A 23,172-nucleotide genomic window follows, 5' to 3' on the forward strand; every position below is an offset into this window, starting at 1 on the left:
TTCATAACATATGCGATCGGGAACAATGTTATTGATTTTTATTTTTTATTATCAACTCCTTGGTGATAGTGTTGTCACCAGTTTTTTCTGACGAATTTTTGACGCATGAACCCTGCTCGCTTTTTGGCCATCTTTGCGCTGCTCACATGGGCGCCCCCTCTTTTTCTGGAGAAATCAGTGCTGTATCGCCCACTGTCATCAACTTGCCTTCCGGTCCCGGAACTATTCAGGGGTTAGGTGAAGGGTTTTCGACGGAATTAAATACCGGTACCAGCCAGGATCAAATCGTTCTGTCTTTTCCGAAAGGCCGAAATGATTTTACGCCAACGGTGGCGGTTGATTATGACAGTGGGTATGGCAATGGCGTCGTTGGTATTGGTCGTCGGATCAGCTTACCTTCAATTAAGCGCCAGACGGTAAAGGGATTACCTCAGTATAATGAAGTATCCCCCGATATTTTTGTGAATGAGTCTGGTAAAGAACTGGTTCATGTTGGGAATCAATTATACAGAGCGGAAGTTGAAGGCCAGTTTATTCAGTATCAACGATTAAAAAATGGCTGGACGGTACAGTTACCGAATGGAACAACATGGACATTAGGGACTAAATTATCGTCAGTGATTACGAGCCCTGGTGGTGAGAAAGTCTATCAGTGGAACATTGATTCAGCACAGGATAGTCAAGGCAACGTGATTCAATATCACTATACCCAACTGGATCAAACGCAAGCGGTTTACCTGTCTGATATTAAATATAACGACGATCAATCACTCATTCATTTTGAATATGAGCACAGGGCGGATCCGATAGTTAATTATCGACCCGGTTTCGAACTGACTCAGTTATCCCGACTCAAAAAGATCGCTGTACGTAATCAGGGGAAACCGGTTTACGCCTATGAATTCGGGTATGAAGCTATTCATGATTGGCAAATGTTATCGCGTTTGTCGTCTGTCGAGAAAGTCGCCTCGAATGGTGTGGATCGTTCGCCGAAGACATCCTATCAGTACACTGAATTTTCGGCGGCTGATTTCACAACGCACTACATACCCAGTGGCCAGTATTTACCGGTGGCCAGCAAAGATGCCGACTTTGTCGATATCAATGCGGATGGCTTGCCAGACTTTATCAATACTGGTTTTTCCCCAAATCAATATTGGATTAACCAAGGGAAGGACGATCAGGGCACCGTCAAATTTTCTGATCAGCAGAAAATGACCACCCACTCACTCAGTAAATTATCCGCTTCGGGCGTGAAGTGGGCTGATGTGAATGGCGATGGCAAAATCAACATCGTGAATGCGACATCTCAGAAAACCAATGTTTTTTCGCTCGACAGCAATCATGACTGGCAGTTTGATAACGATTACGGCCGCCCTCAGCTTAGGTTGCAAAACAGCAATGCGCGCCTGATTGATATGAATCATGACCGGCTGGCAGATATCTTGATGACCGTCACTAATTCTAGCGGGGGTGTGATTTCACATTCAGTCGCGCTCAATCATGGTGCTGGCTGGGATGATGCGATCAGCTTACCTGTCCCTCATCTTGCTGAGCGTACGGTGCTGGGAACGCCAAATACTTTGATGGCAGATATGAATGGAGACGGGCTGCCTGATTTAGTATCGCTGGGTAAATCCCGCCTGATGTTTTTCCCGAATCGTGGTCTTGAAGGGTTCGGGGATGCGGTTGATTTTAGGAACTTCGGTACTATTGGCCGTGAACTGTTCTCAATCAAGAATGTCCGTTTTGCAGATGTGAATCATGACGGACTGTCTGATCTGATTTATCTCAACGGGATTCGGGTGGTGATATGGCCGAACAAAGGATTATCCGGTGAACAGGGGCAATTTTCTTTTGGTAAACCCCTGCGGCTGACGCATCCGGATCGGATTGCGGCATCGAAAGTGTCGATGGCGGATGTCGATGGCAATGGTGTCACGGACATTGTTTGGTTTCGCGCAGGCAAGCGTGATAAGTCGATGTCTTATATGACACTGGTTCCCGGAGATTTACCGAATCAGCTGAAAAGCGTCAGTAACGGGATCGGGAAAACATCACAGATTCGATATGGCACCATCGCTGAAGAAATGCAGCGGGATACCGAACAAGGTCGGCACTGGCCGCATACTGTGCCTTTGGCAATGCAAATCGTGAAGGAAGTGATTCATCGTGATGCGAGTCGTCCTGCGGTTTCCGACATCAAGCAATATCACTACCACAATGGGTACTATTCCGCGAAGGAACGCCAGTTTGTTGGGTTTGAGCATGCTGAAGAAATCGAACCCCCGAGTGAAGCGGCTCCGGGCGTGAGTACATTTTTCTCATTTCTGCTGGGACTCGATGATAAATCGTTACGTGGCAAGATAGCGTCTGTCATTAAGAAAGATCAGTTGGGCAAAACTTACTGGGCAGAAACGTCGACCTGGCACAGCCGAAAGTTGTTTGACAGTGTTGATGATCAACGCCAGGTGACTTTTGCCACTGTGATTAAGAAGCAGCGCGATGTCATTGAGCTGGGGCAAGGTGTGCCTGTCACGCTGACCTGGGAGTATGATTTTGACGACTTCGGGAATATGACGCGTTTACTGGAAAAAGGCAGTCAGAGTGGGCAATGGCAGGAACAGCGTGAAACCCTGTGGCGATATAGTGCTGAGAACCAGACTTCATTGGATCATGGGCTGTTAAACAAGCCGATAGAAAAAATTGTCAAAGACGGCACAGGCAGAATTGCGACGAAAGAACAGTGGTATTACGACGATGAGAGCTTTGGGTTGGGTCAGTTTGGTGAGGTAACTCAGGGAAATCTCACCGCTCACCGACGTTGGGTGAATCCTGATATTTCATCGGCCACGGTTCTGGCCAAGCGCTTTCGTTATGATCAATATGGGAATGTGATCGCGATTTATGGTCCGTTGCATGGTCAACAGCCCGGTCACTGGACAACCATTGCCTATGAAAATGGCTTGTACCCTGTTGCTGAAAACACACATTTAGGCGGGGCAACGCTGAATGCAGCTGCGCGATATGATCAGCATCTGGGCTTGATGGTGTCTTTCACGGATTATAATGCCAGCGAAACATCTTTTGCTTATGACGGCCTTGGCCGGGTCAAATCCATCGTGAAGCCCGGTGATAGCCTGAGTGCTCCTACACAAACCTTTGAATACCACTATCAGCAAGATTTTGGCGGAAGTTCGGTGAATTGGGTAGGGATCCACCAGCGCTTGGAGTCTGGTGGTCGGGCAATCGCGTCGCGCCAGTATTTTGATGGGTCTGGGCGAAGGTTAATGACAACTGCTGAAAGTGAGCAAGGGGTTGTTGTGCGTCAACAACATCGATATGACGCAAGAGGCCATCAGCATAAAGTATACCTGCCGTATTTCGCATCGACGCTGGGCTATCAGTCTGCGCCGACGTCAGTATACACGAGCAGTGAATACGATGGGCTAGGCCGGCTGGTTCGCAAACAGATTCCTTCAACATCAAGCCACGGTGCAACCTACACCGAGGCTATATATCACCCTCAGCAAGTCTGGATACAGGATTCAGAACAAACATTGGCAGGCGGGCGCCACGCTGGTGCTGGGAAATGGCTTGTTTACGACGGCTTTGGCCAGCTCAGAGAAGTACGAGAAAATGTCGGCGTAGGCCGTGATGGTGAGCAGGGATCATTACAGGAATGGGTGACCCGGTACGATTTTGATGTGGTCGGTAACTTTACCCGCCTGACTGATGCTTTTGGAAATCAGCGCGTAATGGCTTACGACGGCCTTGGACGAAATACGTTTATCAATGATCCGAACCGGGGACTGCGCTGGCATCAGTATGATGCTGCCAATAACCGGACCGCTTCTGTCAACGGGCGTGGTGTCGTTGAGGTGTATTCGTACGATGGCATGAACCGACTGGTTGAGGAAAGCAGTTATCTGGACAAAAGTTTAGTGAGCCCAATGAATCGTGCTTTTCCCCAGATTGTCAGAACCAATGCAAAACGCCGGGTCCATTACCGCTACGATGGCAGTGGCGATGCGGCACTGAAATATCTGAAAGGCCGACTGAGTGAAGTGACGGATGAGTCTGGCCATCATTGGTATGGCTATGATGCCAACGGTCGCCGGGTGCTGGAGAAACGGCAAATGATTGCATTGGGTGAGCGGACACCGATTTTTACCACCCAACGTGAATACAACAGTGCCGGTAAGCTGACTCAGCAGGTTTATCCGGATAATACATCGGTGCATTATGAATACGGAGCGGGCGGCGAGTTAACATCAATTCCCGGTGTGATTGATGCAGTGTCATTCAGCGCTGCTGGCCGTTTCAGTCAGGTGGGTTTATCGAATGGCGTGACCAGTACATACGAGTACGATGCTTTAACACGGCTGCGCAATGTCCAGACAACGCGTGCGAATGACCATCTTTCGTTGCAATCATTGCAGTATGAATATGATGCGGTTTCAAATTTGCTCGCTATTGAAGATGGCCGTTCTGTGGCGGATAAACAGACGATAGCGACGGAGCTGGGCCAGTCTGAGAAAGCGTATGATCTGGATCAGTCACGGGCATACACCTATGACGACTGGTACCGGCTGGCAACAGAGCAAAATAAGCTGACCCTGACAGAGTACCGGTTTGACCCGATTGGCAACTTGATCACTAAAAATTCGTCAAACCCACTTCAGTCGGGGAACACCTTGTCGTTGCGTTATGGCGGTAGCCATGATGCATCAAATACACAGCGTTTTGGTCATGTGGGACAAAGAGATTCAGCGCTGCCGGGACCAAATGCGGTCACATTGGGGCAGGCTGCAATCACATATGATGAGGTCGGAAACCGGATCCGCGAGGGGGCGCAGTCTTATTCCTGGGATCACCAAAATCGTTTGGCCAGTGTGAAAAACACTACGCATCAGGCAACTTACGCATACGACTACAATAACCAACGTCGTGTGAAACAAGTTAAAGCGACACAAGGGAAAACGAGTACAGTCTTTTACATCAGTCAGGATGTAGAAATTCGTGATGGCCAGATGGTTAAGTTTGTGCGCTTAGGGAACCACCGGATCGCCAAATCAGATCAGACTGGTGGCCCGTTCCGCCCCGGCTTATTTTATGTCAAGCAGCACCTGGGTTCGACAGAGCTCTCGCTTGACGATAATGCAAAGGTTATTAATGCCTTCAATTATGAGCCGTTTGGCGAGCTTGAGGAAAAACTGGGTCAAACAGAGAAAACGCATTACCGCTTTACGGACAAAGAACAAGACCGTGAATCCGGATTAGGTTATTTTTCACAACGTTATATGGATCATGGGCTGGGTCAGTTCATCACGCCAGATCCCGTGTTTGCAACCAATGAACGTTTCATCGATCCGCAACAGTGGTCACCGTATGCATATGGGCGGGGAAATCCTTTAAAGTATTCGGACCCAGAAGGTGAGTCGATTTACACGGATTTTGATTCTTATTATAGCTATGGCGCGACTGCGGAAATTAATCATAAAATTAAAACTATGTCAGATAGGATACGTAAAGATACCATTCAAAAACTGAAAAATATAACTAGTGATTGTGCAAATACTTTCGGAGGGGTTGCAGTAACTGCTGGAACAGTAACAGCATTTGCTCCCAACCCCGGGACTGCTGCTACTGCTACAGGATCTGGTTTCATTTCTGCTGGGTGTGGGATCACGAATGTCGCAATTGATGCACTTGATGGAGATAGTTTTGATACAGTTGGAGCTGTACTTACTGCTACAGGGGTTGCACAAGTTGGGGCAGTTGGTACGATGGCTAAAGCTTTGCCATCAAAGCTGAAACCTGCATTGGATGTTGTGGATACACTTTCAGGTGCAGCAATAACAGGTGCTTCTATTCAAAATAGTACTTCGGGAAATACAGCCTCTGATAGCGGAAAAATTAGTAAAAGTAAATCTGGTAATAAAAACGATGGCCCCGGAAAATCGAATGATTCATCTGTTGATGGAAGCTCTAAAACAGATCAGGAAAATAATCATGAAAGTTCATCTGATACTAATGGAACTTCGGAAGATAATTGATATTTTTCTTTGGGAATGATTGTAACTATATGGTAGGTAGTACTATGAAGCTAATGTTTTATTTTTCTATGAGAGTCTGTGATTGGATTTGCAGGCTATTGCGTATTTAGATTTCAGTATGTTGTGATCGACAGGAAAAACAATTGGTCGATTAGGTAATGACGAATGGTGTGTGGGTGTTTGATATGATGAAAAAATTAATTTTAATTATTGTGACTGTTTTTTCTTTTTCAGTATTAGCGGATGCTCACACTGAATCTGCTGAAAATCTCCTTGAAGCTTTGAAGATAGATGAATCTCTAGAGGTCACGGTTGAAGGTTTTAGGCCTGCTATGTTAAGTCAATATGCACAGTTTGTTGATCCCAACAATGGCGATGAAGCAACACTTGCCGTGAGCTATAGCTATATCCAAAGAAAAATACTGATTGATTTTTATCAGTCAGAAAAAGTGAGAGGTGCGATCATTTCAGTCTATATGGATTCATTTACTCAAGAAGAACTCGATAATTTGGTTCGGTTCTATCAGACACCGCTCGGGCAAAAAATGGTGAAAGAATCAACGGTGATACAGCAGAAAATGCAACCTATCATGATGAATGAAGCGAAAAGCATACAACCTTTGGTTCAGGAACTCATCTCTGACTTCAAAAAAGAGATACAAAGAATGCGAGACAGTAACCGTTAATAGAGTGATAACCCTGACGGCGTTCGAAAAGGATATTCTCGGGGATGATTGAAAGAGGCAACGGCCGACAATGAAAGATCACCCATTTTCCATCGCAGAAGGCCGTACTAAATTCCATCGTTTTCTTCGAACAATGTTGGTTATTATTGTATTATCGTTCGATGTGTCTTTGGCTACGATTTATATCAATATGGTCCCTATTCAATTTGGGGTTGATATCAATCAGCCTGCTCCGGAAATGGAAAATAAATGGCTAATCATTACTTCTACTTTTCTGGAAGGTGTGGCCTTTGTTATTTTTATGTATTACTCATTAAGAATCTGTGACTGGATTTGCAAGCTATTGCGTATTTAGATTTCAGTATGTTGTGATCGACAGGAAAAATAATTGGTCGATTAGGTGATGACGAATGGTGTGTGGGTGCTTGATATGATGAAAAAATTAATTTTAATTATTGTGACCGTTTTTTCTTTTTCAGTATTAGCGGATGCTCATACTGAATCTGCTGAAAACCTCATTGAGGCTTTGAAGATAGATGAATCTCTAGAGGTCACGGCTAAAGGTTTTAGGCCTGCTATGTTAAGTCAATATGCACAGTTTATTGATCCCAACAATGGCGATGAAGCAACACTTGCCGTGAGCTATAGCTATATCCAAAGAAAAATACTGATTGATTTTTATCAGTCAGAAAAAGTGAGAGGTGCGATCATTTCACTCTATATGGATTCATTTACTCAAGAAGAACTCGATAATTTGGTTCGGTTCTATCAGACACCGCTCGGGCAAAAAATGGTGAAAGAATCAACGGTGATACAGCAGAAAATTCAACCTATCTTGATGAATGAAGCGAAAAGCATTCAACCTTTAGTTCAGGAACTCATCTCTGACTTCAAAAAAGAGATACAAAGAATGCGAGACAGTAACCGTTAATCGAGTGATAACCCTGACGGCGTTCGAAAAGGATATTGTCGGGGATGATTGAAAGAGGCAACGGCCGACAATGAAAGATCACCCATTTTCAATCGCAGCGGGTCGGACGAAATTTCATCGTTTACTGCGTATTATTGTTGTGAATATAGTAATTGCCATTGATGTTGCTTTGATTACGTTAATGAAACATATCATCCCAAATTTGTTAGGCGTAGATATTCATGAACCGATAAGGGCTATGGATAATCAATGGTTGCCATTGAGTCTGATTGCTTTGATTGGTGTGATATTTATATTGTTGTTTTATTTTTCTATGAGAGCCTGCGACTGGCTCTGCAAACAACTCAGGATCTAGGGAGCACTCGCCTGATGATGCATTCAGACACAAAAAAGGGCCTTTCGGCCCTTTTTACAATGAAAACAAACTTACTGCTTGAGCAGGAAGTTGATGAGCTCGAAGTATTCTTCGGCGGATTTCACTTTGTCGGTTTTCACCAGGTATTTGTTGTTTACTACAACCGCTGGCACGCCGGTCAGGCCACTTTCACGGAAGCCTTTGTTGTAACGGTTCACCATGGAGTTAACCGCGAAGCTGTTGAAAGCGCCGTCAAAGTCTTCGGCTGAAACACCCTGATCGATGAAGATCTGGCGCAGGGCTTCGTCGTTGCGTGGTGGCTTGTTCAGCTGGTGAATCTGCTGAAACAGAACCGGGATCATTTTATCTTCAACTCCCAGCACCACAGAAGTCGCGAACGCTTTGCTCATCGAAGTGCCCATGTTGCCGCCCATAAAGGACACATGGTTTTTCTGCAGCTTGGCGTTGTCCGGGATTTCAGTCTTCAGTTGCTGGATCAGCGGCTCGAAGTTGTAGCAGTGCGGGCAGTAGAATGAAAAATACTCGGTAACGACCGGTGCGGACGATTTTGGCAGTTCCAGTTCCTGATAATAATCACCTTCGCTGAAGGTGGCTGCTTGCGCAGACATAGACAGCAACGCAGCCGTTGCCAGGGCAAAAAGTTTTTTCAACATGTGTCGGGTCTCCCTGAGAAATCAATGCAATACCTTTTATCAGGCACTGCCCTGTGGTTCAAGTCAGTCTGATTACCATTGTGGCATCAGCTGTAAAGGCGGCTCTTCAAGGGCTGCCAGTTGTTCTTTAATGGCCAGCACCTGCCCTTCCCAGTATTTTGCATCTGCAAACCAGGGAAATGCACGCGGAAACGCCGGATCTTGCCAGCGTTTTGCTAACCATGCCATGTAATGCACCATCCTAAGACCACGTAATGGTTCAATAAGTTGCAATTCACGGGCATCAAAATCGGAAAACTCGCTGTAGGCTTCCAGCAGGATATCCAGCTGCGCCAATTGATCGGCACGGCTGCCGTTGAGCAGCATCCACAAATCCTGCACGGCCGGGCCATTGCGGGCATCATCTAAATCGACAAACAGCGGGCCGTCGCGCCATAAAATATTGCCCGGATGGCAGTCGCCGTGAATGCGTTGCGTGTGCCAGTCGTTGTGCCAGCGTTCGCTCAGGGCTTTAATCAGACGATCTAAATCCTGAAAGAAAGCATTTTCCAGATGTGTCGGAATGAAAGTTGACTGTTCCAGCAGTGCTCTGGGCTGATGCAGGTATTCATCCAACCCTAAGGTTGGCCGGTGTGCGAAGGCCTTGTGTTGACCGACTTTGTGGATCCGGCCCAGAAAGCGACCGACCTGCTCCAGCTGATCAAAGTTATCGACTTCGAATTCCCTGCCGCCGACGCTGGGAAACAGCGCAAACCGGTGTTGCTCGAAGTGGTGCAGTGTATGGCCCCCGATTGCGATGGGCGCGGCCAGCGGGATATCCTGCCCGGCCAGCTCGGCGGCAAAGTCATGCTCTTCCTGAATCTGCGTATCTGTCCAGCGCTGCGGACGATAAAACTTGGTGACGAACCGTTGTCCTTCGTCGCTGGTAAACTGATAAACGCGGTTTTCGTAGCTGTTGAGTGGCAACAGCCCGGAAGCGGCGTAGATACCGATACTTTCCAGTGCATTGAGCAGCTGATCCGGCGTCAGATCAGCAAAGCTGAAATCATCGTGTGCTGTCATGGTGTTACAGCCATCTTGAAAAAGGTTGCATCAGTATACAGCATAATGAAAAAGGGCCGTAACCGGCCCTTAATTTACTGAACTTTGCACCCAAACCTGGGTTATCGCAGTTCCCCGATAAAACGGCTGTCTGTGATCAGACGCTCTGTCTCTTCGTCTTGCTGGAGTTCCATAACGAACTGGATATCCACAATCGGCTTGTCCAGTTCATACGGGTCAACGCCCAGACTGATCGGCAGGTTATAGATCTCACCGGCGTTGACTTCCACCTGTTTCGGACCATACCACTGCACGTCTTCCAGCCCGGTTACACTCAGCTGATAGGTTGCACTTTGCTGCGTTTTGTTGAGAATTTTCAGGGTGTAGGTGTTCTCGACCAGTCCTTCTGTATTGATGCGGAACAGCTGGTTTCGATCCCGGATCACATCCAGCCCCATCGGTTGAACGTTGGCGATCAGGAAGGCCATCAGACCAAACATGGCCAGCATCACGGCGCCATAACCAATGAGTTTGGGTCGCAGCACCCGGGTTTTCTTGCCTTCCAGTTTGTGCTCTGTGGTGTAAGTGATCAGATCGCGCGGGTAGCCCATTTTGTCCATGGTCTGGTTACAGGCATCGACACAGGCACCACAGTTGATGCACTCATATTGCAGACCATCCCGGATATCAATCCCGGTCGGACAGACCTGAACACAGAGATTACAGTCGATACAGTCACCCAGTCCCAGTTCTTTCGGATCTTTCTTCCGTGAACGTGGGCCACGTTTCTCACCCCGTTCAGCATCATAGCCGACGATATAGGTATCTTTGTCGAACATCGCGGACTGGAAGCGTGAATACGGACACATGTGAATACACACGATGGAGCGCATCCAGCCTGCATTGCCGTAGGTACAGAAGGTGAAAAACAGGACCCAGAACGCGGCCAGCATACTGGTGTTCAAGGTAAAGAAACCGGTCACCAGCTCACGGATAGGCAGGAAATAACCGACAAAGGTCAGGCCGCTGATCAGCGCGACGGCCAGCCAGGCGACGTGTTTGAGGGTCTTGCGGAGCGCGAGCTCACGGGTGATTGCTTTGCTGTCCTGTGTCCGGCGTTTGTTCGCCGGGCCTTCGAGTTTCTCCTCAAACCAGATGTAGATGAAGGTCCAGACGGTTTGCGGACACATATAACCGCACCAGACACGGCCCAGGAAAGTGGTGACAAAAAATAGGGCAAAGGCCGCGACCATTAACAGCGAGGCAAGCAGGGTCAGATCCTGTGGCCAGAAGGTGGTGCCAAAAATCGTAAACTGCTGACGGCCAATATCGAGCAGGATGGCCTGACGGTCGTTGTAAGTGATCCAGGGCAGAATCAGAAACAGTCCCATCATGACCCAGCCCATTCGCTGGCGCAGCTGTTGGTAAACCCCTTTCATCGCCCGCACGTAAATGCGGTTGCTGGGGTTGAAGCGGTCATCGCCGCCTTTGTGGGTTTTCGGATTGAACTCCTGTGGAGTCACATCCTTGATTTTGATTCTCTCTTGGCTCATGACATTGCTTCCTTGGGCATTGCCGTTCATTTCGGCGACTGTTGCCCGGGTGCATGGCCTGGGCAATCATGATATCGGTTGTAATAAATCCGGATTATATCTTATCTAACTGGTTGAATATTCTACCTCGCTCAAAAACCCACGAATAAAAGCTTATTAACGATGTGGTTTATTTGAGGACGCCGCGCGCCTTCAGCAAGGCTGTTTTAAAATCCGGTTCGCAGTCTTTCGCCAGTCCTGGGATCATGGCTGATTTTTCCGTCTGCCCCATCTTGAGCTGGTAAATCAGCATGTCGTCACTCAGCGCTTCCAGACTGCCATGAAAGCCGGCTTCCTGTGCCAGTTGGGCCAGGACGGTCGTCAGGTTTAACTCTGGATGCTGCTGCCAGTAAGGAGCCAGCAGGGTCAGCAATTCTGAAATACGGTGTTCGGCCATCTTTGCTTCCTGATTAAACTTATACTTTGTGTGGATGATACCAGAGGTCAATCTCTGCCCAAAATCAGAGCATGAGCTGCGGCTTGATGAACCCGGATCGGGCAGATAAACTGGTTTCATAAATGAACACACCCGAAGCACACTGACAAGGAGTCGAGATGTCACTTTTTCATAAAACGCTGGCCAGTCTGGGGTTGGGTGGCGCCCGTGTTGACACGGTTCTGGAGACTGAAGTGCTGCTGCCTGGTCAGACATTACCGATACAAATCCATGTCAAAGGCGGCAAGGTTGACCAGTCGGTTCATCATGTCCATCTGTACCTCTGTTGCCGGTATGAGGACGAAGTGCCGGTCAGTCGTGGAGACAGCGAGCGGCGGCTGGAAAAGGTGCACAAAACGTTTACGCTGGCGCAATGGCATCTGCCGGAAGCTTTTACAATCGGTGCAGGTGAGCAGCGTCAGTTTGAATGCCGTTTTGAATTGCCGAGCAATACGCCCATCACGATCGGCGATTCGGGTGTTTGGCTGGAAACTCATCTGGATGTGCCGCTGGTTCTGGATCCCAAAGATAAAGATCCGCTGACCATTCGGCCTGACCCGTTACTGGATGGGGTGTTCACCGCACTGGAGCAGAGCGGCTTCCGGATTTTACAGGTGGAGTGCGAGGCAGCAGCCGGGTTTGCCCTGCCATTTGTTCAGGTGTTTGAGTTTGTGCCGGTGGACGGGCCGTTTCACGGTCGCTGGCGGGAGCTGGAGCTGATCACTCAGATTGAGGGGGATGAACTGAAACTCTGGTTCTCGATTGACCGCCGTCAACGAGGGGTGAGCGGCATGCTGGCCAGCCTGATCGGCAGTCATGAGCTGAAACGGGAGCTGACCATACCACTGACGCTCCCACCATCTGAAGCCGGGGAACGTGTTGTGGCATATCTGGCGCAAGTCGATGATCCGTCGGACTGAGTTGGTATCCTTGTCACAGCCTTGTCATGAAATTCAGCTTACACGTGTAAGCTAAACTGTGCCATACTGCTGGCAATTGACGTGACAATGGATAATTTACATGGCCAGACAGCAAAACGCTCCCTATACCGTTGCCGAAGAAGTGGCAAACAGCCTCAGTCATGGCGCGGGCATGATTTTCGGTATCGTGGCTCTGGTCATGCTGCTGATGCGGGCAGTCGAGGTGAATGCCGACGCGCTGAGTATTGCCAGCCTGAGTATTTACGGGGCCAGTATGATCCTGCTTTATCTGGCCTCAACGCTCTATCACGCGATTCCTTTTGATGGCGCCAAGCGGGTTCTGAAGACGTTGGATCACTGTGCGATTTATCTGTTGATTGCCGGAACGTACACGCCTTTCCTGCTGATAACTTTACGGACGCCATTGGCGGTCACTCTGATGGCAGTGATCTGGACCGTTGCTCTGCTGGGGATTATTTTCAAAGTCGCGTTTGTCTATCGCTTCAAACGTTTGTCGCTGGTGATCTATCTGGCGATGGGCTGGTTGTCTCTGGTGGCGGTTTATCCGCTGGCGATGGCGATGTCGACGGCCGGTCTGGTGCTGCTGGCTGCGGGCGGTGTGGTGTATTCGCTGGGCGTGGTGTTTTATGTCAATCAGCAGATCCCGTACAACCACGCAATCTGGCACCTGTTCGTGCTGGGCGGCACCGTCTGCCATTTCCTGGCCATTTACCTGTACGTCGCGCCGACAGCCGGATTGTTCGGCTGAGCCCGGTGTACTGACCGGGCTGTATCAGTTTTTCCAGAACGCCGGAAATGCCAGCACAAGCACGGTCAGAATTTCCAGCCGGCCCATCAGCATACCCAGACTCAGGATCCATTTGGCAGCGTCCGGCAGCGGTGCAAAGTTGCCGGTCGGGCCAATCACCTCACCCATCCCCGGTCCGACATTCGCAACTGCGGTCACGGAACCACTGATACTGGTGACCGGATCCAGCCCCAGCATCGCCAGCAAGGCAGCAATGATGATAATGGTCATGATAAACGTCAGTGCAAAGGCAACCACGGAACGCACGATGCCGTCTGTCACCGGGCGCTGGTTATAGCGCTGAATGAATACCCCGGACGGATGAATGAGCTGCATCAGCTGCTTCCGAAGTAATGCGATGGCAATCTGAAAGCGGAAGACCTTAAATCCCCCGGCGGTCGAACCGGAACAGCCGCCCACCAGCATCATGAAGGCAAAAACCACGGTCGGGAATGCGCCCCAGGCGGTGAAGTCTTCCAGCCCGAAGCCTGTGGTCGTGACGACGGAAATAATATTGAACAGGGAGACCCGAAGGGCGTCGGTGAAGGCATAGCCGTCTTTCCAGCACAGCCACATGGTCACCATCAGACTGACGATCAGCACGGTCATCGTGTAGCCACGGACCTGCGCGTCGCGGAGCAGCGATCCCGGCTGGCGTTTTCGCAGCGCCTGGACGAACAGTAAAAATGGCAGTCCCCCGGCAAACATGAAGATGATGGCCACCCAGTGCGCTGCATTGGAAAAATGATTCATCGAGCCGTCTGAGGTGGAATACCCCCCGGTCGACAAGGTGGTAAAGGCGTGGTTGATGGCATCGAAGGTGTTCATGCCTGCCACCATGTAGCCCAGCACACACATCATGGTCAGACTGAGATAAACCGTGACGATATTCTTGGCGACGTTTTTGGTCCGGGGCGAGCTTTTCTCCGACCAGTCAGACGATTCCGTCTGGAACAGGCGCATCCCCCCGACATTCAGCATCGGCAGAATGGCAACCCCCATCACAATAAAGCCAATCCCGCCCAGCCATTGCAGGGTGGAACGCCACAGCAAAATACTGGGGGCCATGTCATCCAGCCCGCTTAACACCGTTGAGCCTGTGGTTGTAATGCCGGACATGGTCTCGAAATAGGCGTCAGTGAAACTGATGTGGTTGATCAGCATGAAAGGCAGCGCGGCAAAGGCGCTGGCCACCGTCCAGACCAGTGTCGTCAGCAGGAACATATCCCGCACCCCGAGTTTGAATTCCCGGACCTTGCCGAATGTCAGGCAGGCAAACGCGACGATATGGGTGATAATGACGGCTGTGGCAAAATCGATAAAGCCCCCTGTCCCGGTCAGAAAGGCCAGAATGGTGGGCAGATACATGAACAGGGCGATCTTGGATAAGACTAGCCCGATCACAAAGAGAATGGGTCGTAAGTTAACCATAGCGGCTCAGAGGAAGAACGGGCTAGGCTGGAACAGACGCTCCACATCAGGGATATATTTCTTATCGACCAGGAACATCACCACGTGGTCATCCTGCTCGATCACAGTGCGGTCATGGGCAATCAGCACTTCTTCTCCCCGAACGATGGCACCTATCGTGGTGCCCGGTGGCAGTTTGATGTCGCCGATCGCTTTGCCCACCACTTTGGAGGTGGTGGAATCACCGTGCGCAATGGCTTCAATCGCTTCGGCTGCACCCCGTCGCAGGGAGGACACGTTGACGATATCGGCTTTGCGGACATGGGTCAGCAACGCAGAAATGGTGGCTTGCTGCGGCGAAATCGCAATATCAATGGTGCCGCCCTGCACCAGATCGACGTAAGCACCGCGCTGGATCAGCACCATGACTTTTTTGGCGCCCATCCGTTTGGCCAGCATCGCCGACATGATGTTGGCTTCATCATCGTTGGTGACGGCAATGAAGACGTCAATCTGCTCGATATGTTCTTCGCTCAGCAGCTCCTGATCGGAGGCATCACCACAGAAAACAATGGTGTTGGTCAGCATTTCCGACAGGCTTTCCGCCCGCTGTGGGTTGCGCTCAATCAGTTTCACGCTGTAGCTGTTTTCAAGCCGCTTGGCCAGACCGGCTCCGATATTCCCGCCGCCGACAATCATCAGACGTTTGTATGGCTTTTCCAGCCGTTGCAGTTCACTCATCACGGAGCGGATGTGGTTGCTGGCTGCCACGAAGAAAACTTCGTCATCGGCTTCGATAATAGTGGTGCCCTGCGGACGAATGGGCCGGCCCTGACGGAAAATGGCTGCGACCCGGGTGTCGACATGAGGCATATGCTCACGCAGTGCGGAGAGTGCATTCCCGACCAGCGGGCCCCCATAGTAGGCTTTGACGGCAACCAGTCCGACTTTGTTGTCGGCGAATCCAACCACCTGCAGCGCACCCGGATAAGCGATCAGACGTTCGATATAACCGGTCACCAGCTCTTCCGGCGCAATCAGATGATCGACCGGGACGGCATCGGTATGGAACAGCTGATGTTTTTCTTTGAGGTATTCCGGTGACCGGATCCGGGCAACCCGGTTGGGGGTGTTGAAGAGTGAGAAGGCGATCTGGCAGGCAATCATGTTGGTTTCGTCAGAATTGGTCACGGCAACCAGCATGTCTGCGTCTTGCGCCCCGGCATCGCGTAAGGTCCGGGGATGGCTTGCATAGCCCTGCACGACCCGTAAGTCGTATTTGTCCTGCAATTCCCGTAATCGCTCCGGGTTTGCGTCGACAATGGTAATGTCGTTGTTCTCGCCGACCAGATTCTCTGCCAGCGTACCGCCGACCTGACCTGCGCCTAGGATGATAATTTTCATAGCTGTTGCCTGATGAATGCTCTCAGATCGATGCTGTTGCCGTAAGGTTACACTGCCTTGACAAGAGAAGCAGCATTTTTAGCCAGTTTGCACAAAGACTTAACTTTACAGTTTTGTCATGAACGCTGCTGCTCTCGTGATGGTTTTCAGGCGTGTGGCTGCTTTTTCAGCACGGCATAGTAAAAGCCGTCCATGTCCGATTCGCCCGGCAGGATTTGTCGTCCCGGCGCCGTTTCACTGCCGTTGTCTGCCCGATCGGCCAGAGATGCATCTGCGGTCCGGGCCAGAAACGCTGTCACCTGTTCCCGGTTTTCCTGCGGCATGATGGAGCAGGTTGCGTACACCAGAGTACCGCCCGGTTTCAGTTGCTGCCACATCGCATCCAGAATCTCGGCCTGCAGACTGGCCAGTGCCTCAATATCTTCGGCGCGACGCAGCCATTTGATATCCGGATGGCGACGGATCACCCCGGTGGCCGAACACGGTGCGTCAAGGAGAATACGGTCGAATGCTTCACCCTGCCACCATTGCTGCGGATAGCGCGCGTCTGCGCACAGCACCTCAGCGTCCAGTTTCAGGCGTTGCAGGTTTTCTTTCACGCGAAGCAGACGATGTTCGTCACTGTCGATGGCGACCACGCGCGCATCAGGCACCCGCTCCAGAATATGGGCTGTTTTTCCGCCGGGTGCAGCACAGCAATCCAGAATCAGTTCACCCGCCTGCGGCTGCAGGTAGTCGACCGCTAACTGAGCGGCGGCATCCTGTACGGAAACCCAGCCTTCGGCAAAGCCCGGCAGTTGCTGAACATCGCAGGCCCGGGTCAGTTGCAGCGCATCTGCCGCTTGCGGATGTTCAGTGGCACTGATGTTCTCGGCTTCCAGTAAAGCCAGATATTGTGTGCGCTCATGATGACGATGGTTCACCCGCAGCCACATGGGGGCCTTGGTGTTGTTGGCAGCGGTAACGGCATCAAGCTGGTCCGGGTAGTGGGCACGCAACATTTTCAGCAGCCAGCCCGGATGACCGTATCGACCCGCATCATGCTGCATGGCCTGGTGGTCCAGCGTTTCCTGCTGGCGCTGATAGTTTCGCAGGATGGCATTGATCAGGCCCCGCAGCTGAGGCTTCTTCAGCGTTTTGGTGGCATCGACGGTTTCTGCAACCGCAGCATGAGCCGGGATCCGCATAAAGCTCAGCTGATACAGGCCCACCAGAATCAGATGGTGAAAGACGCGCTGCTTGCCTTTGAGTGGTTTGTCCATCAGAGACTGGGTAATGCTTTCCAGGCGTGGCAGCCAGCGCAGCACTCCATAGCAAATCTCTTGCAGTAATGCCTGATCGCGGGGTTTGATTTCCTGTTGTGCTGCAGGCAAGGCAACAGAAAGCGATTGACCCTGATCCACCACCTGATAGATCACCTGGGCTGCAGCAGCTCTTACATTCATGAATGTGTTCCTGACTCGATGTTCATCTGAACGCTGCTGAGATGCAGCGATTCTGCCGCCGGAGCGACGAAAGAAAAAGCCAGTGCAACATGCAAATGCAAGGTTCACTGGCTGAGATATCCGGACTGGACGCTGAAATTACAGCACAGTACCCGGCGTGAACCACTCATGGCGAGAGTTCAGCAAATCCTGTGCGGCCATGGCTTTTTTCCCCGGGGGCTGCAATTGCGTCAGACGCAGCGCGCCCTGACCGGTCGCAACCACTATCCCCTGCTTGTCGGCAGACAGGATGGTGCCCGGAGCCTGGTTCTGGTTGTCTGCTTCGACAGCAGCCTGCCAGACTTTGACATTTTGTCCGGCCACTTCAAAAAAGCTCATCGGCCACGGGTTAAATGCGCGGATGCAACGTTCGATGGCATCGGCATCCATGGACCAGTCGATTTTGGCTTCTTCTTTACTGAGCTTCTCAGCGTAGTTCGCCCGTTCGTCGTTTTGTTTCTCCGGAATCGCACGTCCGGCAGCAATATCGTCCAGACAGGCCAGCAATGCCTGTGGGCCGAGTTCAGCCAGCTTGTTGTACATGCTGGCGCTGGTGTCGGTGGATTCGATCGGCAGCGAAGCGATTTTCAGCATATCGCCGGTATCGAGGCCTTCATCCATCTGCATGATGGTGACGCCGGTTTCTGCATCGCCAGCCCAGATGGCCCGCTGAATCGGCGCAGCACCCCGCCAGCGAGGCAGAATTGAACCATGGACGTTGATACAGCCCAGGCGCGGCGTATCCAGCACAACGCTTGGCAGAATCAAACCATAGGCGACAACGATCATGATGTCGGCATTCAGGCTTGCCAGTTCTTGTTGTGCTGCTTCATCGCGCAAGGTTTTGGGTTGGTAGACCGGAATGTCATGTTCCAGCGCCAGTTGTTTGACCGGGCTGGCGGTCAGTTTTTTTCCCCGTCCGGCAGGTTGGTCCTGACGGGTATAAACAGCAATGATGTCGTGCTGAGAAGACAATAACGCCGCCAGATGACGGGCGGCGAAATCAGGCGTACCAGCAAAGACGATACGTAACGGTTGGCTCAAGATAACCTCGGCTTCTTAGATTTGCTCTTGGTAGCGCTTCATTTTTTCCAGTTTTTTCTGGATACGCTGGCGTTTGAGCGGAGACAGGTAATCCACAAACAGTTTTCCTGCCAGATGGTCCAGTTCGTGCTGCACACAAATGGCCAGCAGATCGTCCGCTTCGAAGGTATATTCTTTGCCGTCGCGATCGAAAGCACGTACGGTGACTTCTGCAGCACGTGGAACCAGTGCACGCGCACCCGGTACCGACAGGCAGCCTTCTTCAATCCCGTCTTCACCGCGTTTTTCCAGAATTTCCGGGTTGATCAGCACCATCGGCTGGTCGCGCTCTTCCGATATATCAATGACGACAATGCGCTGATGAATATCTACCTGAGTGGCCGCCAGGCCGATCCCGTCCTCGTCATACATGGTGTCCAGCATGTCGTCGACGATTTTCTGGATTTCAGGTGTCACCGCTTCGACCGGCTTGGCAACCGTCCGCAGGCGATCATCTGGGAAAGTTAACACGTTTAGTACAGACATAGATTCCCGTAAAAATAGACGTATAAAAAGAGATTCACTTGATTTGCTCTAATTCTAGTCATTTTCAACTTCAAATAACAGCTTTTGCCATCCCTTGCGGCGTGCTCCCAACCTGTGAGGTCAGCCGCTGCGGGCGATTCCCGTGCTGAAAAAGCAGAAAGAAAACCGAGAAATCTGCCGCAAACGTATGGGGAGATTGTGGGTTCGTCTGGTCGATTCCAGAGCGTGCTGGCAGGGTGTTTTCCTTATTTTTCAGCCCACAGAGGAATCACAGATGACAAGGCTCGGCTGGTTCGGGATGTGCTGGATGATGCTTTGCCTTGGTGACGCGCACGCATCCGGGCGGCTTCAGGCGGCACTGATTTCATCGGCAGACAAGGCCATCGCACCGCGTATTGTGCCGGTTTTGCATGGCAGGGAATATCTGGTGCAGGAAGATGTGCTTCATGTGCCGGACGCGTTGCCCTTGGGTAGCCAGTGGGGCATTTATCGACCGGGCCGAAGCTTTCCTCTGACTGAGCATGATCATGTTGCGGGCGATCCTTCGGCCAGTCCATTCTGGGGGATGCTGCCGGTTGCCCGGGCGACGGTGATCGGACATACAACGCAGGGCAGTCGGTTATCGATTGAAGATGGTATTCAGGAGGTTAGAGCAGGTGATTACTTGCTGGCGCGCACTGAAACCCCTCTGCTTTCTCTGAGATGAAAAAGACGACAGCAGAACCACCTGTCTCGACCGCCCGTGTGGTAGGCGGCCTGTATAAGCAGCATTATTTGGCGCCGCAGGACTGGCTGGTGTTAGATCGGGGGACGCGGGATGGCCTGGCCGCCGGGCAGCGCTGGCGAATCGATCGCAATGTGCTTGGGCAGCCAGTGGTCGCTGAGGTTGAGGTTCATCAGGCCGCCATGCACCTGAGCCTGGCGCGGGTGTTATCGGGAGAGGGCCCTATTCAGACGGGCGATGTGGCTCAGTGGATCCCATCACATGAAAAGTGAGCACGAAGACTGGCTGGCACTGGCCGCAGTATCAGGCTTGGGTGGTCAGCGAATTTGTCAGTTGCTGCAGCATGGCAGTGTGACTGAGATTCGTCGCTTGCCTGATCAGGCCTTACTGGCGCTGGGTCTGAAAGCCGCTCAAATTGCACAGCTGCGTCAGCCGAATCAGGCGCGGCTGAGTGAGGCATTGCGCTGGTGTGAGCAAGAGAACCAGCATGCCGTGGTGCTCGGTGATCCGGGCTATCCGCGACTGCTTAAGGAAATCAGTTCTCCGCCCCCGTGCTCTTTGTCCGGGGAGAGCCTAAATGGTTGCTCGAGCCGCAACTGGCGATTGTCGGCAGCCGGACTGCGAGTCTGGATGGCCGGGAAGCCGCCCGGGATTTTGCGGCGGCGATGGTGGCGGCTGACTATGTGGTCACCAGTGGTCTGGCGCTGGGGATTGATGGCCACGCCCATGACAGTGCACTGAAAAACGGTGGTGCCACTGTAGCGGTATTAGGTGCCGGGCTGAATCGGATCTATCCGGCCTCACACCGGGCGCTGGCAGGGCAAATTGTCGAACAAGGGGCACTTGTCTCTGAGTTCTGGCCCTCTGAGCCACCTCGCCCACAGCATTTTCCCCGCCGAAACCGGATTATCAGTGGCCTGTCTGTGGGAGTGCTGGTAGTGGAAGCTGCTTTGAAAAGTGGTTCTTTGATCACCGCCCGGTATGCTTTGGAGCAAGATCGCGAAGTTTTTGCCTTGCCTGGGTCGATTTATGCACCTGGAAGCAAAGGATGTAACGCCTTGATAAAATCCGGTGCTAAACTGGTGGAAAGTCCGGTCGATATCTTTGAGGAGGTTGGTACACTCACCGATTGTGCGAAAAGTAGTCAAATGAGCGTATCGCTGCCACATCCTGAAAATGAGCAATTGCCATTTAATGCGGTGTTGGCTAACGTAGGCAATGAAGCAACACCCGTAGATGTGGTTGCTGAACGCTGTGCACAACCTGTCCATGAAGTGATGACGCAATTACTGGAATTAGAATTGCAAGGGGTTGTCACCTCAGTGCCCGGTGGCTATATCAGATCGAGGAGGGGCTAGTCATGATGGATATACTCATGTACCTGTTTGAAACCTATATTCACAGCGACGCTGAATTGATGGTGGATCAGGACGAATTGTCTGAAGAGCTGCTGCGAGCAGGATTTCATCAGGAAGACATCTATAAAGCACTGACTTGGTTAGAGAAACTTGCTGCACTTCAGGATACCGACCATACCCCGTACATGAATACCAGTGCGGTGACTTCCATCCGTATTTATACCCCGGAAGAAATGAATCGTCTGGATGTGGCCTGCCGTGGTTTTCTGACTTATCTTGAACAGATCCATGTGCTGAGTTCTGAAACGCGTGAAATGGTGGTCGATCGGGTCATGGAACTCGAAACCGCAGAGTTTGTGTTAGATGATCTGAAATGGATCATTCTGATGGTGCTCTTTAATGCACCCGGAAATGAAAGTGCTTACAGTCAAATGGAAGAGCTGCTCTACGGAGCGGAAGACGGATATCTGCATTAATTGCCAATTCACAGGAGACAAGGCCTGACGTATGGCCAGTAAAATCAATCCTGATCTCTTTAATGCGCAACCAGTTCATGATGAGACGCCCTGCCCACAATGCGGGGCGGCTCTGTTATTGCGCCATGGAAAACACGGTCCGTTTTTGGGCTGTAGTGCCTATCCGGCCTGCGATTACATCAAGCCTTTGCACCACAATGATGGCCATATTGTGAAAGCTCTCGGTGTCCCTTGCCCGGCGTGTCAGCACGAGCTTGTTTTGCGTCAGGGGCGTTACGGCATGTTCATTGGCTGCAGCCATTATCCTGAGTGTAACCATATTGAGCCCCAGAAAGTCTCCTCTTCAGGTTCAGTGGACGACGAACCTGCCCGGCCATGTCCTGAATGTGGTACTGGCCATCTGGTGAAGCGGAACAGCCGCCATGGCAAGGTGTTTTATGGCTGTGACAGCTATCCCAAGTGTAAGTTTGTGCTGAACGCACAGCCAATAGAGGGCCCCTGTGAAGCTTGTGGCTATCCTTTGTTGGTGCTCAAAAAGCTATCTGGCGGTGAGAAAAAGCAGTGTGCAAACCGCAAGTGTCAGCATTTGCAGCAGAACTGACTCAACAATTTTCATCGACTGTCACCGTCGGTGAAGGCCTGTCCGCATTCAGATTTAGCTGATAAGTGACTGTACAATCTATTGCACCGATGGCTTCTGATAGACTGGCATCCCCGTACAGACTTTCCAGACTATATCGCGCTAAAACAGAATCATTGCTCGTTCCGGCGATTAATAAAAACCAGTCCCCACCGTTTCCCGACGGCGCAAATGGGAAATCGCCCAGCCCTTCTACGATTGCACTAATGCTGATATCTGAACCAGGGTAGCCAAAACGGGTGGCGACCAATGTGCCATCGCGGAGAATCACATTTGCATTGGGGCTATGTTCGACCTGTTGAATCGTTGCTAATCCATATAATTCACCGATACCTGCTTCTATCGCCGCTTTGAGTCCATTGAGTGCTGAAATACGGGCATCACTTTGTAAATTTAAAAAACGGGGTGCTGCGTAGACAGCGAGAATACCGATGATGACAATAACAACAACGAGCTCAATTAATGTGAATCCCTTATTTCTCATATGAATGCTGACCCTTACAAACAGAAATTTCTGTATCTAAGGACCCAGTCAGGTTGAATAAATTCCAGATGAGAAGTCTTGCGAATGTGCCCTGTCAGAAGAAAAAAGCCAGCGTTTGCTG

The 23,172-nt window shown here is 51.0% G+C and carries 20 protein-coding genes and 1 pseudogene; 11 read left to right on the forward strand and 10 right to left on the reverse strand.

Annotated elements, in window-relative coordinates; all coding sequences use genetic code 11:
• Positions 1-146 precede the first annotated feature (146 nt).
• From KDD30_RS16055 to KDD30_RS16070, 4 genes are all read left to right on the forward strand, one after another.
• Positions 147-6,059 (forward strand): toxin TcdB middle/N-terminal domain-containing protein, encoded by a 5,913-nt coding sequence (locus tag KDD30_RS16055; protein WP_211646722.1) that lies wholly within the window; start codon positions 147-149, stop codon positions 6,057-6,059.
• Positions 6,060-6,244: 185 nt separating this feature from the next.
• Positions 6,245-6,745, forward strand: a complete 501-nt coding sequence (locus tag KDD30_RS16060) for a DUF2059 domain-containing protein (protein ID WP_211646723.1) — start codon at positions 6,245-6,247, stop codon at positions 6,743-6,745.
• Positions 6,746-7,175: 430 nt separating this feature from the next.
• Positions 7,176-7,676, forward strand: a complete 501-nt coding sequence (locus tag KDD30_RS16065; RefSeq protein WP_211646724.1) for a DUF2059 domain-containing protein — start codon at positions 7,176-7,178, stop codon at positions 7,674-7,676.
• A 70-nt stretch (positions 7,677-7,746) separates the two neighbouring features.
• Positions 7,747-8,031, forward strand: coding sequence for a hypothetical protein (locus tag KDD30_RS16070; RefSeq protein ID WP_211646725.1), 285 nt, complete (start codon positions 7,747-7,749; stop codon positions 8,029-8,031).
• A 71-nt stretch (positions 8,032-8,102) separates the two neighbouring features.
• On the opposite strand, the gene KDD30_RS16075 is transcribed toward KDD30_RS16070, so the two are convergent.
• From KDD30_RS16075 to KDD30_RS16090, 4 genes are all read right to left on the reverse strand, one after another.
• Positions 8,103-8,705 carry a thiol:disulfide interchange protein DsbA/DsbL gene (locus KDD30_RS16075; protein WP_211646726.1) on the reverse strand — a complete coding sequence of 201 codons (603 nt, stop codon included), beginning with the start codon at positions 8,703-8,705 and terminating at the stop codon, positions 8,103-8,105.
• 72 nt (positions 8,706-8,777) lie between these two features.
• Positions 8,778-9,767: a serine/threonine protein kinase gene (locus KDD30_RS16080; RefSeq protein ID WP_211646727.1), complete on the reverse strand. Its 990-nt coding sequence runs from the start codon at positions 9,765-9,767 to the stop codon at positions 8,778-8,780.
• 101 nt (positions 9,768-9,868) lie between these two features.
• Positions 9,869-11,299, reverse strand: coding sequence for a cytochrome c oxidase accessory protein CcoG (gene ccoG / locus KDD30_RS16085; protein WP_211646728.1), 1,431 nt, complete (start codon positions 11,297-11,299; stop codon positions 9,869-9,871).
• Between the two features lie 169 nt (positions 11,300-11,468).
• Positions 11,469-11,735 carry a YihD family protein gene (locus tag KDD30_RS16090; RefSeq protein WP_211646729.1) on the reverse strand — a complete coding sequence of 89 codons (267 nt, stop codon included), beginning with the start codon at positions 11,733-11,735 and terminating at the stop codon, positions 11,469-11,471.
• A 158-nt stretch (positions 11,736-11,893) separates the two neighbouring features.
• Between KDD30_RS16090 and KDD30_RS16095 the strand changes: the two genes are divergently transcribed.
• A complete protein-coding gene (locus tag KDD30_RS16095) occupies positions 11,894-12,694 on the forward strand; it encodes a sporulation protein (RefSeq protein WP_211646730.1) in 801 nt (266 codons plus the stop codon).
• A gap of 100 nt (positions 12,695-12,794) precedes the next feature.
• Entirely contained in the window at positions 12,795-13,463 is a 669-nt protein-coding gene (locus tag KDD30_RS16100; protein ID WP_211646731.1) for a hemolysin III family protein, read from the forward strand.
• A gap of 24 nt (positions 13,464-13,487) precedes the next feature.
• Here the strand turns inward: KDD30_RS16100 and KDD30_RS16105 are convergent, their stop codons facing one another.
• The 5 genes from KDD30_RS16105 to def form a co-directional block, all read right to left on the reverse strand.
• Positions 13,488-14,933, reverse strand: a complete 1,446-nt coding sequence (locus tag KDD30_RS16105) for a TrkH family potassium uptake protein (protein WP_211646732.1) — start codon at positions 14,931-14,933, stop codon at positions 13,488-13,490.
• 6 nt (positions 14,934-14,939) lie between these two features.
• Positions 14,940-16,316: a Trk system potassium transporter TrkA gene (gene trkA / locus KDD30_RS16110; RefSeq protein WP_211646733.1), complete on the reverse strand. Its 1,377-nt coding sequence runs from the start codon at positions 16,314-16,316 to the stop codon at positions 14,940-14,942.
• 146 nt (positions 16,317-16,462) lie between these two features.
• Positions 16,463-17,761, reverse strand: coding sequence for a 16S rRNA (cytosine(967)-C(5))-methyltransferase RsmB (rsmB, locus tag KDD30_RS16115; RefSeq protein WP_211646734.1), 1,299 nt, complete (start codon positions 17,759-17,761; stop codon positions 16,463-16,465).
• Between the two features lie 138 nt (positions 17,762-17,899).
• A complete protein-coding gene (fmt, locus tag KDD30_RS16120; RefSeq protein WP_211646735.1) occupies positions 17,900-18,844 on the reverse strand; it encodes a methionyl-tRNA formyltransferase in 945 nt (314 codons plus the stop codon).
• A 15-nt stretch (positions 18,845-18,859) separates the two neighbouring features.
• Positions 18,860-19,369 carry a peptide deformylase gene (def, locus tag KDD30_RS16125; protein ID WP_211646736.1) on the reverse strand — a complete coding sequence of 170 codons (510 nt, stop codon included), beginning with the start codon at positions 19,367-19,369 and terminating at the stop codon, positions 18,860-18,862.
• A 274-nt stretch (positions 19,370-19,643) separates the two neighbouring features.
• Between def and KDD30_RS16130 the strand changes: the two genes are divergently transcribed.
• From KDD30_RS16130 to KDD30_RS16150, 5 genes and pseudogenes are all read left to right on the forward strand, one after another.
• Positions 19,644-20,075: a hypothetical protein gene (locus KDD30_RS16130; protein WP_211646737.1), complete on the forward strand. Its 432-nt coding sequence runs from the start codon at positions 19,644-19,646 to the stop codon at positions 20,073-20,075.
• On the forward strand, positions 20,072-20,365 hold the full coding sequence (locus KDD30_RS16135; RefSeq protein ID WP_211646738.1) for a hypothetical protein: 294 nt from the start codon (positions 20,072-20,074) through the stop codon (positions 20,363-20,365). Before KDD30_RS16130 ends, KDD30_RS16135 begins: the two co-directional genes overlap by 4 nt.
• A pseudogene (gene dprA, locus KDD30_RS16140) lies at positions 20,355-21,451 on the forward strand (DNA-processing protein DprA). The gene KDD30_RS16135 and the pseudogene dprA overlap by 11 nt, the downstream one beginning before the upstream one ends.
• A 2-nt stretch (positions 21,452-21,453) precedes the next feature.
• On the forward strand, positions 21,454-21,927 hold the full coding sequence (locus KDD30_RS16145) for a DUF494 family protein (RefSeq protein ID WP_211646739.1): 474 nt from the start codon (positions 21,454-21,456) through the stop codon (positions 21,925-21,927).
• 31 nt (positions 21,928-21,958) lie between these two features.
• Complete coding sequence (locus KDD30_RS16150; protein ID WP_211646740.1) at positions 21,959-22,528, forward strand: type I DNA topoisomerase; 570 nt, start codon at positions 21,959-21,961, stop codon at positions 22,526-22,528.
• Between the two features lies 1 nt (position 22,529).
• On the opposite strand, the gene KDD30_RS16155 is transcribed toward KDD30_RS16150, so the two are convergent.
• Positions 22,530-23,051 (reverse strand): prepilin-type N-terminal cleavage/methylation domain-containing protein, encoded by a 522-nt coding sequence (locus KDD30_RS16155; protein WP_211646741.1) that lies wholly within the window; start codon positions 23,049-23,051, stop codon positions 22,530-22,532.
• Positions 23,052-23,172 lie beyond the last annotated feature (121 nt).

It is taken from the genome of Photobacterium sp. GJ3 (assembly GCF_018199995.1).
Classification (GTDB): domain Bacteria; phylum Pseudomonadota; class Gammaproteobacteria; order Enterobacterales; family Vibrionaceae; genus Photobacterium.